Raw genomic sequence first — 14973 nt, forward strand, 5'->3', positions numbered from 1 at the left:
GGCTGGACGGACGGCGAGGCTCATGGTGCAGCGGCGGTCTTGAGCGGCGGGATCGCGGCCTCGGGGTAGAGCGCTGCCATCAGGTCGCGGGCTGCCGCCGGTGTGCGCGGCCCGAAGCCGAGCAGGTAGAGGCCATCCATCCTGACCAGCGCCATCTTCGCCGCGGCCGGGGTCTGCGAGAAGGTCGGCATGGCGAATACCTCCTCCGGCGATGCATTATGGCTGCTGCTGTTGCGCATCATCAGGATCACGTCGGGGGCGGCCGCGATGATGGCCTCGTCGTTCAGGGGTTTGAAGCCCTCGACCGCAGTCGCGGCGTTGACGCCGCCGGCCATCTGGATGATCGCATCGGCCGAACTGTTGCGGCCGCCGACCAGCACGCGGCCGTTCTGGAGCGACAGGACGAAGAGCACGCGCTTCTTGGCCGGCAGGCCGGAGCGCAGCGTCTGAAGTTCGTCGAAACGCAGCTTCGTCTGCTGCGCGAGGCGCGCCGCGGGTTCGGCCGCACCTGCGACGGCGCCAATCGCCTGGATCTTGGTGACGACGCCATCAGGCGAGTTGTCTTCCGGGATGCTGGCGAGGCGCAGCCCGGCCTCGTTGAGCAGCGATACCGCTCCGGGAGGTCCGGCGCCCTCGAGGGCAATAACCAGCGAAGGCTTGAGGGAGAGCACACCTTCGGCCGAAAGTGCGCGGACATAGCCGACGCTGGCCTTGTCGCGCAGGGCCTCGGGGGGGAACTGGCTGGTGGTGTCGACACCGATGATCCGGTCCTGCAGGCCGAGTGCATAGAGCACCTCGGTGATCACGCCGCCGACCGCGACGATGCGATCCGGAGTTTGTGCCTGGGCCGGGCTGGGGAGCATGGACGGGGCAAAGAGGCCGGCGGCGGCCAGAAAGGTCAGTCCGATCGCGGCGCTCAGTTCGCGTCGATGGGGCCGTGCGCCGAGCGGCCTTGAAGGCGCCAGGGGGCTTGGCATGATGGTCTCTCCGCTTCACGGGTTGCGCGTCAATGGAAGATGGGATCGGAATCGATCTCGTCTAGCCAAGAGTGCGCGACATCTCGTCGTCTAAAGGTGATCTAAAGCAGTTGTCAGTTTTTAATTATTCTAAGGAAGGATAAAGCTTAAGCGTTGTTGACGGTGATATTCAGCTTTACTACAAAGGGTCAAGAGCGGCGCGCCGGGACGGTGCGACCGCCCGCGCCAGCCAGCCACACGCAGCCCGCGTCCAGCCAGCCAGTCGCTGCAAAATCTTCAGGTCAGGTTCGGGGCTGGACGTATGAATTCTCACGCCGCGCTGTTGCGCGCTTCCGTTTCCGTGGCTGCCATCGCGCTATGGTCGCTCGGCGCTCATGCTCAATCCCAACCGGCGCCAGCCTCCGCTGCTACGCCGATTGCGCTGGACGAGATCACCGTGACGGCGAGCAAGCAGGAAGAGCGCGCGATCGACGCGCTGGCCTCGGTCTCTGTGATGACGCGCAACGAGATCCGTTCGCAGCAGCCGCAAAGGCTCGGGACCCTCCTCAACCAGATGCCCAGCGTCTCGACGCAGGAAAACCCGAACGACCCCGCGACCGCGATCAATATTCGTGGCCTGCAGGATTTCGGCCGCGTCGCGGTGACGGTCGACGGCGCGCGCCAGAATTTCCAGCGTTCGGGCCATAACGCCAATGGCGCCTTCTTCCTCGATCCCTCCTTCGTGCGTGTCATCGACGTGACGCGCGGCCCGGTTGCCAACATCTATGGATCAGGCGCGATCGGTGGTGTCGTGTCCTTCGAGACGGTCGATCCCAAGGACATTCTGAGGCCCGGCGAGCGCGCCGCGGCCGAGATCGGCGGTACCGGCGTGTTCGCTCGCCAGACCGGCGTCTTCGGCAATGCCATCGGCGCCTTCCGGCCAAATGACGTCGTCGCGGGCCTGGTCGGGCTTTCCTTCCGCTCACTCAATCCCTATCGCGACGGCAACGGCACCAAGATCGCCGATAGCGGGCAGGACCTGGTTTCAGGTCTCGGCAAGATCGTGATCACGCCCGGCGAAGGCCAGGAGCTCAAGCTCGGCGGCCAGTACCAGCGTTACGATTTCTCCAACGGTGTCGGAACCCCCACGGCCCCGCGTCGCGACAACGAGGTCACGACGCAGAACTACACGGCGCGCTACAGCTTCTCGCGGCCCGACATCCCGTGGCTGAACCTGAACATCGGTGCGTATTCGACCTCGACGGATACAGACCAGACCCAGATCTCGGGTACGGGCGCGGCCCTGGGCGCGAAGCGCTATTTCAAGGTCCAGACCACGGGGTTCGACATCTACAACACCTCGAAATTCGATCTCGGCGCGGTAGCGCTGAATCTGACTTACGGCGCGGACTGGTTCGAGGATCGCGTCAGGACCAGCGATCCGGTCAGCAATGGCGACGAGACGACGCCGTCCGGCAAGCGCAGCGTCTATGGCGGCTTCGTGCAGAGCCACGTCAAGTATTCGATCTTCGACCTGATCGGCGCGCTGCGCTACGACGCCTATGAGCTCAGCGGCGGTCGCACCTCTTCGGATGGCAACCGCATCTCGCCCAAGCTGACGCTCGGCGTCACGCCGCTGCAGGGCCTGCAGGTCTATGGCACCTATGCGGAGGGCTATCGGGCGCCGTCGGTGACCGAGACGCTGGTAGACGGGCCGCATCCGGCTCCCGCCAGCTTCATCTTCCGGCCGAATCCGAACCTGAAGCCGGAAGTGGGCAAGACGCTCGAGGCCGGCGTCAATCTGAAATATGACGACATCCTGAGCGAGGGCGACCGCTTCCGCGGCAAGCTCGCCGTCTACAGGAACGACGTGAAGAACTATATCGACGGTATCTTCGTCGATCCCGGTGCTCCCTGCGGCGCGCCGATCCCGGGCGCCTGCAACGATGCCTTCTTCTCGTACCAGAACGTTGCCAAGGCGCGCATCACCGGCTTCGAGGCCGAACTCGGCTACGACGCGAAGCGCTGGTTCATGACCCTTGCCGGCTCGACCATCCGCGGCGACAACAGGACGCTGAACCAGCCTCTGGAGTCGATCTATCCCGACAAGCTGGTCCTCAATGGCGGTTTGCGCTTCTTCGAGGAGAAGCTGACGGTGGGCGCCCGGCTGACGCTGGTCGACGATCAAAAGCGCCTGCCGCCTGGATCGCAGGTGCTCGCGAGCAAGGCCTATGCGCTGGTCGATCTCTACGCCGACTACAAGATCACGCCGGATGCCCGCGCCTATCTCTCGCTCGAGAATGTCGGCGACGTTCGCTATCGCCGCTACCGCGACGGTGACAACAGCCCGGGCTTCGTCGGCAAGATCGGCTTCTCGACGCGCTTCGGCACATGAGGACTGCAATGCCGCCAGGCACTGCCCGCTTCCCGTTCAACCAAGCCAGCCAACAGCCAGCCAACTGAGGAAAACACCCATGTTCATCGCCATGAATCGCTTCAAGGTCGTCAAGGGAGAGGAGGCCGCTTTTGAGACGGTCTGGTCCTCACGCAAGACCCGCCTCGACGAGATGAGCGGCTTCATCGCCTTCCATTTGCTCAAGGGGCCGGAGAAGGAAGACCATACCCTCTATTCCTCGCACACGACCTGGGCCTCGAAGGAGGATTTCACGGCCTGGACGAAGTCCGACCAGTTCCGTGAATCACACCGCAATGCCGGCCAGCCCAGGGCTACGCCGATGTATCTCGGGCATCCCGAATTCGAAGGTTTCGAGACGGTGCTCAGCGAGGCCAATCCGCATTTGCCCCGCCAGGCGGCAGAGTGAGGGAGGACGGCATGTCGATCTCGCAGGCGAGTGCAGCGGCGGTCCAGGACCCGTCACAGACAGACCCGATGGAGCGCGTCAGGCAGGCGCTGGCAGCCAAGCCGGATGGCGTGATCGAGGCCATCGCCCGCGAGGTCGGCGTGCCGACGCTCGCGGTGCTCGAGGCAGCGCCGGCCGACCAGCGCCATTTCATCGATGCCGAGCGCTTCGAGGCTCTGTGGCAGGCGCTCTCGACCTGGGGCGAGGTGCTCTTCATCGTCCACACCGCCGATATCGTGCTGGAATGTGAAGGCTCGCTGCCCGTCGGCTCCTTCGGCCATGGCTACTACAACATTCATGGCGACAGCCCGATCGGCGGACATATCAAGGCAGGCAACTGCACGGCGATCTATCTGGTCGATCGACAGTTCCATGGCCGCCGCTCCTGCTCGGTCCAGTTCTTCAATGCTGCCGGCGAAGCGATGTTCAAGGTCTTCGTGCGGCGCGACGAGAAGCGTGCGCTGATTGCCGAGCAGGTTGCGCTCTTCGAAGGCCTGAAGACGCAATTTTCCTGACAGCTCGGGCTTCCGATCCGCCAGTTCAACGCCGTCGTCGCGATCTCGTGACGGCGGCGTTCTTCATTGGCCTTGGCTTTGTGCCTCGACGCGACGATTTTTGCTGGCACCGCCCGGAACGCTGACACGGCCTGACAGGATGATCGGCACAATGGACGATGTGGGAACGCCTGCGTCACTGACGCGTTGACCGGCGGCGGCGGTTCTCGTGCCTAAGCGATCCCGTTCAGTCGAACCGAAGGCTGCACTCCATGAAAAACCAGATCATTGCCGGAGCGGAATCCACCAGATCAGGGGCTCGCCTGTCTGCGAGCGCGGTACTCGAGAACATGGCCTCGCTCCAGGATTGGCGTCGGCAGGTGGCCGATCTCTACGCAGCGGTCCGGGCGATGCCGTCTGAAGCGGGCTGGGCGCAGTGGCGAAGCGTACGCGACCGGTTGTTTCGCGAGCATCGGCAGTCGCCGCTTGCGGCCGCTCGGCGGCAGCGCTTCAGGGGCATCCGCTATTTCTCCTACGATCCGGCGCTGCGCTTCGAGGTCGGCCTCCGGCCCGCGATCGGGCGTGAAACCATTCGGGTCGAAGCCGGAAAGGACGGCGCCATGGTGCTCCGGCCCTACGCGCTGACCGACGGATTGGAGGGCGCGCTCGGTCGGGAGCTGACGCTTTACTGGATCGAGGGTTATGGCGGCGGGACCTTCCTGCCCTTCGGCGATGCGAGCAATGGCGAGGAGACCTTTGCCGGCGGCCGCTACCTGCTCGACACGATCAAGAGCGCTGATCTCGGCGCGACTTCGCAGGGGCGTACGATCCTCGACTTCAATTTCGCCTATTACCCGTCCTGCGCCTATTCCGAGGCCTGGGTCTGCCCTTTGTCGCCCATCGAGAATCGCCTGCCCGCCGCCATCCGCGCGGGCGAACGAAATCCCCTCAGTTGAGCGCTTGCCCGGGGCGTTCGTTCTCCGGGACCGGAATCGCGAAGGCGCTTTTCTCCTTCGCGAGCCCAAAACTTGCATCGCTGTTCGATCCCTCGTTAGCTAACCCCTTGAGCCATCACAGGAGGCAGCCATGAAACTTGTCAGCATGCGCTTCGCGAAGACGGTCTGTACTGTTGCCGCCATGATCCTGGTCGGGCTGTCGGCGGCAGCGGCCCAGACGATCAAGATCGGTTCCAAGAATTTCACCGAGCAGTTCATCGTTGCCGAGCTCTATGCCGCGGCCCTCGAGGGCGCCGGTTTCAAGGTCGAGCGCAAGATCAATCTCGGCGGCACGCTGGTGGCGCATGAGGCCCTGAAGAGCGGCGCGATCGATCTCTATCCGGAATATACCGGGACCGGCCTCAACGCCGTGATGAAGGCCCAGGGCGTGACCGAAACCGACCCGGAGAAGGTGCGCGGCATGGTCAAGGCCTTCTACGAGAAGGAGTTCAACCTGACCTGGCTGAAGCCTTCCGGCATCAATAACGGCTATGCCATCGTGGTGCGGCCGGAGACGGCGAAGGAATACAACCTCAAGACCCTGACAGATCTCGGCAAGGTCTCGTCCAAGCTCCGGCTCGGTGCCGGTACCGAATTCGTCGACCGCCGTGATGGCATCGCGGGTCTCAAGGAGGTTTATGGCGCCGAGTTTGCCGAGTTCAAGCAGTTCGCTGCGCTCCGGCTGCGCTACGAGGCGCTGAACCAGAAGCAGGTCGACATCGCCAACGGCTTCTCCACTGACTGGCAGATCGCGGCGGAGAAGTTCGTAGCCCTGGACGACGACAAGTCGCTGTTCCCGCCCTATTTCCTCGCCCCGGTCGTGCGTCAGGAGATTGCCGGCAATGCCAAGGTCGTCGAGATCCTCGAGAAGGTCGGGGCGGCGCTCGACAATGCGACGATGCAGGAGCTGAACCGACAGGTCGAGGTCGACAAGAAGGAGCCGCGCGTCGTCGCCGCCGCCTTCCTGAAAGCCAAGGGTCTTGTCCGCTAAGGCGGGCGGTCTGCGGATGGAGCTGGTGCAAGCGGCCCCCGCCGTCGTCATCGGTGCCGGGCCGCTTTCGATCGAACAGGTCCATGCCGTCGCGCATGATGCTGCGCAGATCATGCTGGCTCCCGCGTTGCATGAGCGGCTGAGCGGGGCTCGCGCGGTGGTCGAGCGCAGCCTCGAACGCGGCGAGGCCGTCTACGGCTTGACGACGGGCCTCGGGGCTGCGGTCGATACGCGGCTGGCGGCGGATCAGATTGCTGCCTTCCAGCAGCGGGCCGTTCGGGCGCGGGCCGTCGGGGTCGGGCATTGCCTGTCACGGGGCGAGGTGCGGGCCGTGCTGCTGGCGCGGCTTGCCGGTCTTGCGCAGGGCGCGTCGGGCATCTCGCCGGGCCTTGTCGGGACGCTCGCTGCGATGCTGAATTCCGGGGTTCATCCTGTCGTCCGGCGCATCGGCTCGCTGGGTGAGGCCGACCTCAGCTCGCTGGCCCAGCTCTTTCTGCCGCTGACAGGGGAAGGCGAGGCCGAGTTCGACGGGCGGATTCGCCCCGGCCCCGAGGCCATGCGCCTGGCCGGCATAGCGCTTCCGGCCCTGGGGCCGAAGGACGGGCTCGCGCTGCTCAATGCCAATGCCGAGAGCGCGGGCCTGGCTGCGCTCGCGCTTCGCGCCATGACCATGGCGCTGCAGGCGCTGACGGCAGCAGGCGCACTCTCGCTGGAGGCTTACCGCGCCAATCTCTCGCCCATCGGCAGCAATCTGGTCGCGCTTCGGCCGGTGCCGAGCCATGTCACTGGCGCGGCGAAGTTGCGCGAACTCCTGGCCGGCAGCGATCTCCTTGATGAAGGCGCTGCCAGGCGCGTGCAGGACCCGCTGTCCTTTCGCTGCCTGGCGCCCGTGAACGGAGCCGCATCCGCCGCGCTCGATACGGCGCGGGCGCTCGTCGAAGTCGAGCTCAACGGGGCCGGCGACAGCCCGGCGGTGCTGATCACCGAGGATGTCCTGCGTTCGACCGTCAATTTCGACACGACGGCTCTTGCACTCGCGCTCGAGGGGCTCGGACTGGCAGTCGCCCACGCCGCGACGATCTCGGCGTTCCGTATCACCAAGCTGATGTCGCCTGCGTCCAGCGGGTTGCCGCGCTTCCTGACACGCCATGGCGGCACGCATGCGGGGTTTGCGACCACGCAGAAGACGACCGCAGCCCTGGAAGCGGAGATCCGCCATCTCGCCCTGCCGCTCGGCCCGATGACCATGCCGGTTGCCGATGGTGTCGAGGATTACGCGCCGATGACGCCGCGCATCGTCGCAAAGACGGCGATGATCGCCGAGCACCTGGCGCGGCTTGCTGCGATCGAACTCGTCGTGGCCGCCGAGGCCGCCGAGCAGCGCGAGGGCATCAGGCTCGGCGTCGGCACCACTCTCGCACTTGGCTTCGTCCGCGCCCATGTCGCCCGGCTCGACGATGACCGGCCGATGGGGCGCGAGTTCGAGGCGCTGGCCGAACGCCTGGCGGCGGGAGAGCTTGCCGCAGCGTTTTCGGACCTGCCGGCATGACCTGGATCATTGAGAATTACGACCGCCTGCTGATCGCGCTCTGGGAGCATATCCAGCTCGTTGGCATCGGGCTCGCGATCTCGCTCGTCATCGGCCTGCCGCTCGGGATCATCTCGGCGCGGCGGCCGACGTTTTACCTCGTCGTGCTGTTGATTTCGGGCGCCCTCTACACGGTGCCGGCACTGGCGATCTTTGCGCTGTTGATTCCCATCCTCGGGCTGGGCTTTGGCCCGGCGATCGTTGCGCTCGTGATGTATGCCCTGCTGATCATCATCCGGAACACGGCAACCGGCCTGCGCGAGATCGCGCCCGAGATTCTGGATGCCGCCGACGGCATGGGCTATGGCCGCTGGCGTCGGCTTTTCGCCATCGAGCTCCCGCTGGCGTTGCCGGTGATCATCGCCGGCATCCGCATCACGGTCGTCACCATGGTCTCGGTCGCGACCGTGGCCGCCTTCATCAATGCCGGCGGCCTTGGCGACATCATCTTCCAGGGCATCACCCAGGATTTCGGCGAGAAGGTCGTCGTCGGCGCGATCATGACCTCGCTGCTTGCCATCGCCTGCGACGAGATCTTGCGTCGGCTCGAGCTCGGCCTGCGGGCGGCCCAGGCGGAGGGCGCCTGATGCTTGGCTGGATCTCCGCCAATCCCCGCATCTTCTGGACAGCGGTCGAGAATCATCTCTGGCTTTCGGGCGTGGCGCTTCTCGCCGTGGTGCTGATCGCACTGCCGCTCGGACTTGCGCTGACGCGTCATCGCAGCTTCGCCAATTCGGCGATCGCGATCGTCAACATCCTGCGCACCGTGCCGAGCCTGGCCTTGCTCGTCATCATGCTGCCCCTGCTCGGCACCGGCTTCCTGCCGTCTGTGGTGGCGCTGACGCTGTACGGCCTGCCGGCCCTGCTGCTCAACACCTATACGGGCCTGAGCGAAGTCGACCGCGACATCGTCGAGGCGGCGCGCGGGCAGGGACTTTCGGATGCGCAGGTGATGACGCGGATCGAGATCCCGCTGGCGCTGCCGGTGATATTTGCGGGCATCCGCACGGCCGCCGTGCAGGTCGTCTCGGCGGCGACGCTCGCGGCCTTCATCGGCGGCGGCGGTCTCGGCGAACTGATCACTGCCGGCATGGCGAATTTCAATTTTCCGCAGCTGATTGCCGGAGCGGTCGCGGTCGCCTTGCTCGCGCTGCTGGTCGAGATCGGTTTTGCGAGCGTCGAGCGCGCCATGACGCGTTCCGCGCGAATGGGGGCCTGATGATCCGTCTCGAGAATGTCAGCAAGCTCTTCCCAGGCATCGCGCGTCCCGCGGTCGACAGCCTCGATCTTTCTGTGCCCGAAGGCCGGACCTGCGTGCTGATCGGCCCATCCGGCTGCGGCAAGACCACGACAATGCGGATGGTGAACCGGCTGATCGAACCGAGTTCCGGCCGGATCATCGTTGGGGGTGAGGATGTCACCCAGGCCGATCCGGTGCTGCTTCGCCGCCGCATCGGCTATGTCATTCAGCAGGTCGGCCTGTTCCCACACATGACCATCGCCGAGAATGTCGCGACCGTGCCCAAACTGCTGGGCTGGCCGGCGGAGAAGATCAGGTCGCGCTCGGAGGAGATGCTGGCACTCGTCGGGCTGGAGCCCGAGCAGTTCCTGGCGCGCTACCCGCGCCATCTCTCCGGCGGACAGCGCCAGCGTGTCGGGGTTGCGCGCGCCTTGGCTGCCGACCCGCCGGTCATGCTGATGGACGAGCCGTTCGGTGCGGTCGATCCCGTGGTGCGGGGACGCCTCCAGGAGGAGTTCGTTGCGATCCTGCGCCGGCTGAAGAAGACGGTGATCTTCGTCACCCATGACATCGACGAAGCGATCCGCATGGGCGATGTCGTCGCCATCATGAAGGATGGCGGCCTAGTGCAGTATGACACACCCGACCGCCTGCTGGCGGCTCCGGCTGACGCATTCGTCGCCGATTTCGTCGGTGCTGACGCCGCGCTACGGCGCCTCTCTCTGGTCAGCGCCGCAGATGCGGTCGAAGAGGGAGCGCCAGAGGTTTCCGACCTGCGGCTTCCGGCATCGGCCAATCTGCGCAACGTGCTCTCCGCGCTTCTGACCGAGGGGCGAGACGGGGCGACCATCGTCGATGGCGACAGCCGGCCGCTCGGGCGTATCACGCTTGCGGCGATCCGGGCGCGCAGTGCCGGGCGCCCGGCCGAACCCTAGCCCGGCCGACCATATCCGGCGGCTTCCGCGCTGCGTGCATCCTCGAGCAGCACGTCATAGCTGCTGCGTTCTATGGCTGCGAAACCGGAGAGCTTAAGGCGAGCCAGCAAAGCCTGCGCCTGAGGCTGGGCTGCTGCGTCGAGCAGCGCATCGCGAAGGTTTGCAAGCGGGGCCGCGTCCAGCGTGTCCGAGGCGACCAGGAGCGGCATCGGCCTTGGGAGCGTCGTCTCGATGGTCCGCAGCCGTGCAGCGGTTTCAGGCTCATGCGCGAGTAACAGGTCGTGAAAATACGAGTCGAGCGGACCAATATCGATTTCGTCGTTGAGCAACGCGGCAATCACCCGGCGCGGCGTCAGAAGCGGGCCGATGCTTTGCCGATACAACGGCCCGGCCTTCCAATGGGGGAGCAGGTGGCTGCGCAAGGCGTTGAACCCGGACTGGGAGTGCTCGACCGTCCAGCCAAGGCGCTGACCGAAGCTCCCGGCGAGCGTGGCGATCGGGCCTTCGGCGCGGGTGACGAGATGAGTTGCATAGAAGGGCCGCCCGCCCGCAAGCGCTGCGGCCGGGATCGGAGCCGCGATCGGCTGCACGGGAAAGCGACCGCTTGCGAAGGGGTAGCCGCAGATGAAGGCGAGGCCGAGATCGCCGCGTCGCCAGAGGTCCTCCAATGGAGCCGGTGCGGCATGGTCGACGACAGTCAGCGGCACCCCCGACCGGCTTGAGATCCAGGCGAAGAGATCGGTCCAGGCAGCATGAACCGCCGGGTTGACGGCATACATCCGCGCATTGGCGACAAGGTGCGGTGTGGCAGGGTTCATCAGGCGTAACGCAGCCTCTGGCCAATCCCCATGCGCCCGGCCTTCTCCAGCATGAAATGGCCAAGCGCGATGTCGGAGAGCGAGAGCCCGCGATGCCAGAACAGGATGGTTTCGTCGTCGCTCTCGCGGCCGGGCTTCAGCCCGGCGACGATTTCGCCCATCTCGGCATGAAGGGTCGCCTCCGAGAGCTTGCCGGCCTCGACATGGGCACGTAGCGCGCCGAACTGGCCCGATCGGCACTGGCCCCAATCGTCGACGACGAGCTTGCTCATGATATCGGTCAGCGAAAGCTCGACGGCACTCATCGTGCCGTAGGGCACGACGAAAGCGCCCGGCTTGATCCAGTCCGTCCTCAGCAGCGGCTCGGGAGCATCGAGGCGCGAGGCTTCGACAACGATATCGGCGCCGTCGACGCAGGAGCGCCAGTCTTCGGTCACGATGACGGGCTTGCCGAGATCAGCAGTGAGCCGTGCTCCGAAAGCCTCGCGGCTTTCCTGTCGGCGGGAATGCACCCGGATCTCGTCGAAGTCGAACAGCGAGTCGAGCAGGCGTACGTTCCAGTAGGCCGTGCCGCGTGCTCCGATATGCCCCAGCACCTTGGCACCCTTGCGCGCAAGGTATTTCGCGCCGATGGCTGTGACTGCGCCGGTGCGCATATCGGTGAGATGGCTCCCGTCGATGATGGCCCTGGGCACGCCATTGGACGGGTCCATCAACAGGAGCAGGCCAAGCTCCGAGGGCAAGTTCTCCTTGTAGTTGTCGACGAAGTCCCCGATCACCTTGACGCCCGCCAGGTTGATCGGCGCTCGAAACGCGCCCCTCAGCACGTTGAAATGACCACTGCTGCCGCCTGGAATCAGGTGCATGCGCGGTTCGATCACGGTTTCGCCGCGTCCTTGCGCCGCAAGCCCAGCCTCCACTGCGGAGATGATCTCCGGGTCGGTCAACCCTAGTGCCTCGACGTCCAGCGCATTCAGGAAATCGAGATGGATGGGGGCGCGCGTCATGGGATCAAGCCTCTCAAGCTGCGAGGGAAACACTGACCGGGACGTCCTCAGATGACAATGGAGCTCAGTTAGAACGCTGATAAATGACGGGTTTTGCCACTTTTCCGCCACAGCTCGCATGGTAGCGAGAACCCTCCCCGGCGCGACCAGCGAAAGTGCCTGCAAATTTACCGTGCGTTAACCATACCGGCGCAGCGTGCAGCCTGCGGAGTGAAGCGACGTGATCGAAGGGGTTGATCGCGAGCGAACTCCGGCAGGCGAGCGCCACGGCCCCCGGTCGAGCGAAGACGACCTGCCCGACATCCCGACCGGGGACGTGGATATGGCTGCGCAACTCGCACTGGACAGGGGCGGCTTTGCAGCGGCCGCGTCGGCGCCCGTTCCGGCCGAGCCGATCGCGGCCGATGGCTCTCCCGTCAGGCGCACCGGTCTCCGCAACGGCTTGATGCTGGCGCTGCGCTTCGTCCAGGCGCGGATTCTTTCGGTATGGGGCCTGCTCTTCGCAGCGGCCCTGTGCCCACCCAAGGTTTTCGCGGATTTCGCGATCTTTTCGGCGCTGGCCAATTTCGTCGCGATCGCAGTTCTGCTGCGCTTCGAGGCCGTGTTCTTTCAGAGCAATGACAGGGTGCGTCTCGGCAGGGCGTTTCGACTGGCCTTCGCTGCGGGAATGGTTTTCCTTGCCGGGATGACTGCGGCAATCCTGTTCGCGGCGTCCGCGGGCTGGGTCCTGCGCGGCTTTGGTGCGCTCTTCCTGATTTCGTTGGCCAGCCGTGCGGCCATCAGGCTGATGACCGCCGAGGCGACCGCCGAGGGTGATTTCACGACGATCGGCAACAGCAATGTCGTGCAGGCGATCGTCCAGCCGGCCATGATGATCCTGCTGATCTGGCCGCTCGGCCCGACGGCGCTTGCGCTGTTCGCCGCCGATGCCTTCGGCCACGCGATGGCTGCGATCTACCTGGTCTGGCGCCGTCACAAGGCGCTGATCGGCTTCGTGAGGCTGCGCTGCTGGTCGCACCGGGAACTGATGGAGTCGGCGATACGCTGGCGCACGGCGCCGACCTATCTGCTGCCCTCGGCGCTGCTGTCCTTCGGTTTCATGGTGGCGCCGCTGCTGGCGCTGCCCTTCGCCGGCAACGCCCTTCTGGCGGCGCATGTCGCCCTTGCCATGCGCCTGCTGGAAATGCCGATGCAATTGTTCAACGCGGCGGTCACGCCGCTGGCGATGAATGATCTGCGCAAGCGCGAGGGAGCGGATCGGCAACATTGGGCCCGTCGGATCACCATGGGCATGGTTGCCATTGTCGTCGTGCTCTTCGCCGGCGTCGCCATCGCCGCACTCGGAGCCGACTACGTGCTCGAGGGCACGCAATGGGAAGGGGTCGGCGAGACCATGGCGCTGCTCTCGCTGTTCTATGGCTGCAGTACCCTGGTCGGACCGCTGCACGAGATCGGTTCACTGTCGCTGTATCCGCGACGGCAGATGATGACGAATGCGGTTTCGCTGGCCGGTGCCGCGTTGGTTATGTGGTGGTTCGGGACTTTGTCGGTGGCGCTGCTCACCGCGATCGGATGCGTTTCGTTCGCGCGCATGATGGCGCATATCCAGTTTACCTGGACGCGGATGGGGGGCGCTCCTGCCCTGCCGCGTGCGGCGCGTTGAGCAGGTCTACTCGCGCCGGATCAGGCGGTCGGCGATCAGCGAAGACAGAAAGCCCGTCTTGAAGTCTCTCTCGAGCACCTCGGGATCGTAGCTGCGCTCGACCCAGTCGAGGAAGGCGATGCCCTTGGCCTCGCCCTCGCGGGCATAGGCTTCGAAGAACGCGTCGAGGATCCCGGTCTTGGCGAAGCGGAAATGGCCGTAGCGCAACGAGAGCTGTTTCATGGCTTCGTCGAGCGGGCGGTTCTCGTGGACCAGCAGATAGAGCGCCGAGAAAAAGCCAGCCCGGTCCGCGCCCGATTTGCAATGCACCAGCGCAGGTTCCTTCAGGCCCTCGAAGAAGGCCTTGGAGCCGAGGATCGTCTCGCGGTCAGGTGCACCACGCGAACGCAGCACGAATTCGACCAGTGCGATGTCGTGACGTTCGCAGGCTTCGCGCTGCAGCGGCCAGGCGCCGTGCTCGCGACCGCCGCGCAGGTTGACGATCGTCTTGACGCCCTGGCGGGCGAACCAGGCGACGTCGGTGGGCGCGGGCTGGGCGGCGCGCCAAAGGCGCGGCGTGACCCGGTGGGCATTGAGATAGGCCAGGCGGAAGATGCCATGATCGACCAGCAGCATGTTGGCCCAGGCGCGCAGCCGGTCGACCCGGCCGGTAAGCGGCCGGTCCCAGCGCGCGATGCGGGCCATTCGCCGCGCATAACGCTGATCGTTGCGGCGCAGCAGGTTCAACACCACAAAGTTCCATCCTTGATCATCTGCAGCCCGATATCAGTGGGAAGTGCCATGCGCAAACCCTGATGCCCCGTCCGCCTAAAGGTCGGGCTTGGACTTTTGCGCTACAGCGCGCATAAGGCGCGCCAGTTTTTTGTCTCAACAGGTATGACCCATGCGCCTAGATGCCATCTCCATCGGCAAGAATCCGCCCGACGAAGTCAATGTGGTCATCGAGGTGGCCATTGGTGGCGAGCCGATCAAGTACGAGATGGACAAGGAAGCCGGCACGCTCTTCGTCGATCGCTTCCTCTACACCCCGATGCGTTATCCCGGGAACTACGGTTTCATCCCGCATACGCTGTCCGAGGATGGCGACCCCTGCGATGTCCTGGTCGCCAATACACGCCCCCTGATTCCCGGCTCCTACATCGCGGTCCGCCCGATCGGCGTGATGATGATGGAGGACGAGGGCGGCGGTGACGAGAAGATCATCGCCGTGCCGGTGCCCAAGCTCACCAAGCGCTACGAGAACGTGCACAACTACACCGACCTGCCGCAGATCACGCTCGACCAGATCCAGCATTTTTTCGAGCACTACAAGGATCTCGAGCCCGGCAAATGGGTGAAGCTCACCGGCTGGGGTGACGCCACCAAGGCAAAGCAGCTCATCGTCGAGGCGATGGAGCGGGCAAAGAAGGCCAAGGGCTGAGGCCA

Annotated in this window: 15 protein-coding genes; 11 read left to right on the plus strand and 4 right to left on the minus strand. The window is 65.1% G+C overall.

The features are described from left to right. Positions 1 to 20 precede the first annotated feature (20 nt). Positions 21 to 977 carry a heme/hemin ABC transporter substrate-binding protein gene (locus AB4118_RS27395; protein ID WP_441492708.1) on the minus strand — a complete coding sequence of 319 codons (957 nt, stop codon included), beginning with the start codon at positions 975 to 977 and terminating at the stop codon, positions 21 to 23. Positions 978 to 1278: 301 nt separating this feature from the next. Here AB4118_RS27395 and AB4118_RS27400 point away from each other — a divergent pair, with 301 nt between their 5' ends. The 9 genes from AB4118_RS27400 (at position 1279) to AB4118_RS27440 (ending at position 10060) form a co-directional block, all read left to right on the plus strand. After that, positions 1279 to 3351 carry a TonB-dependent hemoglobin/transferrin/lactoferrin family receptor gene (locus AB4118_RS27400; protein ID WP_441492709.1) on the plus strand — a complete coding sequence of 691 codons (2073 nt, stop codon included), beginning with the start codon at positions 1279 to 1281 and terminating at the stop codon, positions 3349 to 3351. 79 nt (positions 3352 to 3430) lie between these two features. After that, the gene (hmuQ, locus tag AB4118_RS27405) at positions 3431 to 3778 is read left to right on the plus strand and encodes a heme-degrading protein HmuQ (protein ID WP_441492710.1); all 348 of its coding nucleotides are present in this window, start codon (positions 3431 to 3433) and stop codon (positions 3776 to 3778) included. An 11-nt stretch (positions 3779 to 3789) separates the two neighbouring features. After that, the gene (gene hutX / locus AB4118_RS27410) at positions 3790 to 4332 is read left to right on the plus strand and encodes a heme utilization cystosolic carrier protein HutX (RefSeq protein WP_441492711.1); all 543 of its coding nucleotides are present in this window, start codon (positions 3790 to 3792) and stop codon (positions 4330 to 4332) included. Positions 4333 to 4583: 251 nt separating this feature from the next. After that, the gene (locus tag AB4118_RS27415; protein ID WP_441492712.1) at positions 4584 to 5267 is read left to right on the plus strand and encodes a DUF1684 domain-containing protein; all 684 of its coding nucleotides are present in this window, start codon (positions 4584 to 4586) and stop codon (positions 5265 to 5267) included. Between the two features lie 130 nt (positions 5268 to 5397). Beyond that, positions 5398 to 6297 carry a glycine betaine ABC transporter substrate-binding protein gene (locus AB4118_RS27420; protein ID WP_441492713.1) on the plus strand — a complete coding sequence of 300 codons (900 nt, stop codon included), beginning with the start codon at positions 5398 to 5400 and terminating at the stop codon, positions 6295 to 6297. A gap of 25 nt (positions 6298 to 6322) precedes the next feature. Beyond that, positions 6323 to 7846, plus strand: coding sequence for an HAL/PAL/TAL family ammonia-lyase (locus tag AB4118_RS27425; protein ID WP_441492714.1), 1524 nt, complete (start codon positions 6323 to 6325; stop codon positions 7844 to 7846). Beyond that, the gene (locus tag AB4118_RS27430) at positions 7843 to 8472 is read left to right on the plus strand and encodes an ABC transporter permease (protein WP_441492715.1); all 630 of its coding nucleotides are present in this window, start codon (positions 7843 to 7845) and stop codon (positions 8470 to 8472) included. Before AB4118_RS27425 ends, AB4118_RS27430 begins: the two co-directional genes overlap by 4 nt. Beyond that, positions 8472 to 9104 (plus strand): ABC transporter permease, encoded by a 633-nt coding sequence (locus AB4118_RS27435; protein WP_441492716.1) that lies wholly within the window; start codon positions 8472 to 8474, stop codon positions 9102 to 9104. The genes AB4118_RS27430 and AB4118_RS27435 overlap by 1 nt, the downstream gene beginning before the upstream one ends. Then, positions 9104 to 10060: an ABC transporter ATP-binding protein gene (locus tag AB4118_RS27440; protein ID WP_441492717.1), complete on the plus strand. Its 957-nt coding sequence runs from the start codon at positions 9104 to 9106 to the stop codon at positions 10058 to 10060. The genes AB4118_RS27435 and AB4118_RS27440 overlap by 1 nt, the downstream gene beginning before the upstream one ends. Here AB4118_RS27440 and AB4118_RS27445 read toward each other — a convergent pair. Continuing rightward, positions 10057 to 10878 (minus strand): phosphate/phosphite/phosphonate ABC transporter substrate-binding protein, encoded by an 822-nt coding sequence (locus AB4118_RS27445; RefSeq protein WP_441492718.1) that lies wholly within the window; start codon positions 10876 to 10878, stop codon positions 10057 to 10059. The genes AB4118_RS27440 and AB4118_RS27445 overlap by 4 nt on opposite strands. After that, entirely contained in the window at positions 10878 to 11885 is a 1008-nt protein-coding gene (locus tag AB4118_RS27450) for an ornithine cyclodeaminase family protein (RefSeq protein ID WP_441492719.1), read from the minus strand. The genes AB4118_RS27445 and AB4118_RS27450 overlap by 1 nt, the downstream gene beginning before the upstream one ends. Positions 11886 to 12105: 220 nt before the next feature. Here AB4118_RS27450 and AB4118_RS27455 point away from each other — a divergent pair, with 220 nt between their 5' ends. Then, on the plus strand, positions 12106 to 13548 hold the full coding sequence (locus AB4118_RS27455) for a polysaccharide biosynthesis protein (protein ID WP_441492720.1): 1443 nt from the start codon (positions 12106 to 12108) through the stop codon (positions 13546 to 13548). 6 nt (positions 13549 to 13554) lie between these two features. On the opposite strand, the gene AB4118_RS27460 is transcribed toward AB4118_RS27455, so the two are convergent. Continuing rightward, positions 13555 to 14277, minus strand: a complete 723-nt coding sequence (locus AB4118_RS27460) for a fused DSP-PTPase phosphatase/NAD kinase-like protein (RefSeq protein ID WP_441492721.1) — start codon at positions 14275 to 14277, stop codon at positions 13555 to 13557. 154 nt (positions 14278 to 14431) lie between these two features. Here AB4118_RS27460 and ppa point away from each other — a divergent pair, with 154 nt between their 5' ends. Then, entirely contained in the window at positions 14432 to 14968 is a 537-nt protein-coding gene (gene ppa / locus AB4118_RS27465; RefSeq protein WP_441492722.1) for an inorganic diphosphatase, read from the plus strand. Positions 14969 to 14973: the final 5 nt, after the last annotated feature.

It is taken from the genome of Allobosea sp. 2RAB26, from assembly GCF_052115465.1.
Taxonomy (GTDB): Bacteria; Pseudomonadota; Alphaproteobacteria; order Rhizobiales; family Beijerinckiaceae; genus Allobosea.

What these genes read in the sequence shown, in the direction of transcription:
- AB4118_RS27450 (WP_441492719.1), bottom strand. Translation starts at nt 11,885, where the DNA reads ATGACGCGCGCCCCCATCCATCTCGATTTCCTGAATGCGCTGGACGTC.
- ppa (WP_441492722.1), top strand. Translation starts at nt 14,432, where the DNA reads ATGCGCCTAGATGCCATCTCCATCGGCAAGAATCCGCCCGACGAAGTC.
- AB4118_RS27395 (WP_441492708.1), bottom strand. Translation starts at nt 977, where the DNA reads ATGCCAAGCCCCCTGGCGCCTTCAAGGCCGCTCGGCGCACGGCCCCAT.
- hutX (WP_441492711.1), top strand. Translation starts at nt 3,790, where the DNA reads ATGTCGATCTCGCAGGCGAGTGCAGCGGCGGTCCAGGACCCGTCACAG.
- AB4118_RS27440 (WP_441492717.1), top strand. Translation starts at nt 9,104, where the DNA reads ATGATCCGTCTCGAGAATGTCAGCAAGCTCTTCCCAGGCATCGCGCGT.
- AB4118_RS27435 (WP_441492716.1), top strand. Translation starts at nt 8,472, where the DNA reads ATGCTTGGCTGGATCTCCGCCAATCCCCGCATCTTCTGGACAGCGGTC.
- AB4118_RS27420 (WP_441492713.1), top strand. Translation starts at nt 5,398, where the DNA reads ATGAAACTTGTCAGCATGCGCTTCGCGAAGACGGTCTGTACTGTTGCC.
- AB4118_RS27430 (WP_441492715.1), top strand. Translation starts at nt 7,843, where the DNA reads ATGACCTGGATCATTGAGAATTACGACCGCCTGCTGATCGCGCTCTGG.
- hmuQ (WP_441492710.1), top strand. Translation starts at nt 3,431, where the DNA reads ATGTTCATCGCCATGAATCGCTTCAAGGTCGTCAAGGGAGAGGAGGCC.
- AB4118_RS27415 (WP_441492712.1), top strand. Translation starts at nt 4,584, where the DNA reads ATGAAAAACCAGATCATTGCCGGAGCGGAATCCACCAGATCAGGGGCT.
- AB4118_RS27400 (WP_441492709.1), top strand. Translation starts at nt 1,279, where the DNA reads ATGAATTCTCACGCCGCGCTGTTGCGCGCTTCCGTTTCCGTGGCTGCC.
- AB4118_RS27445 (WP_441492718.1), bottom strand. Translation starts at nt 10,878, where the DNA reads ATGAACCCTGCCACACCGCACCTTGTCGCCAATGCGCGGATGTATGCC.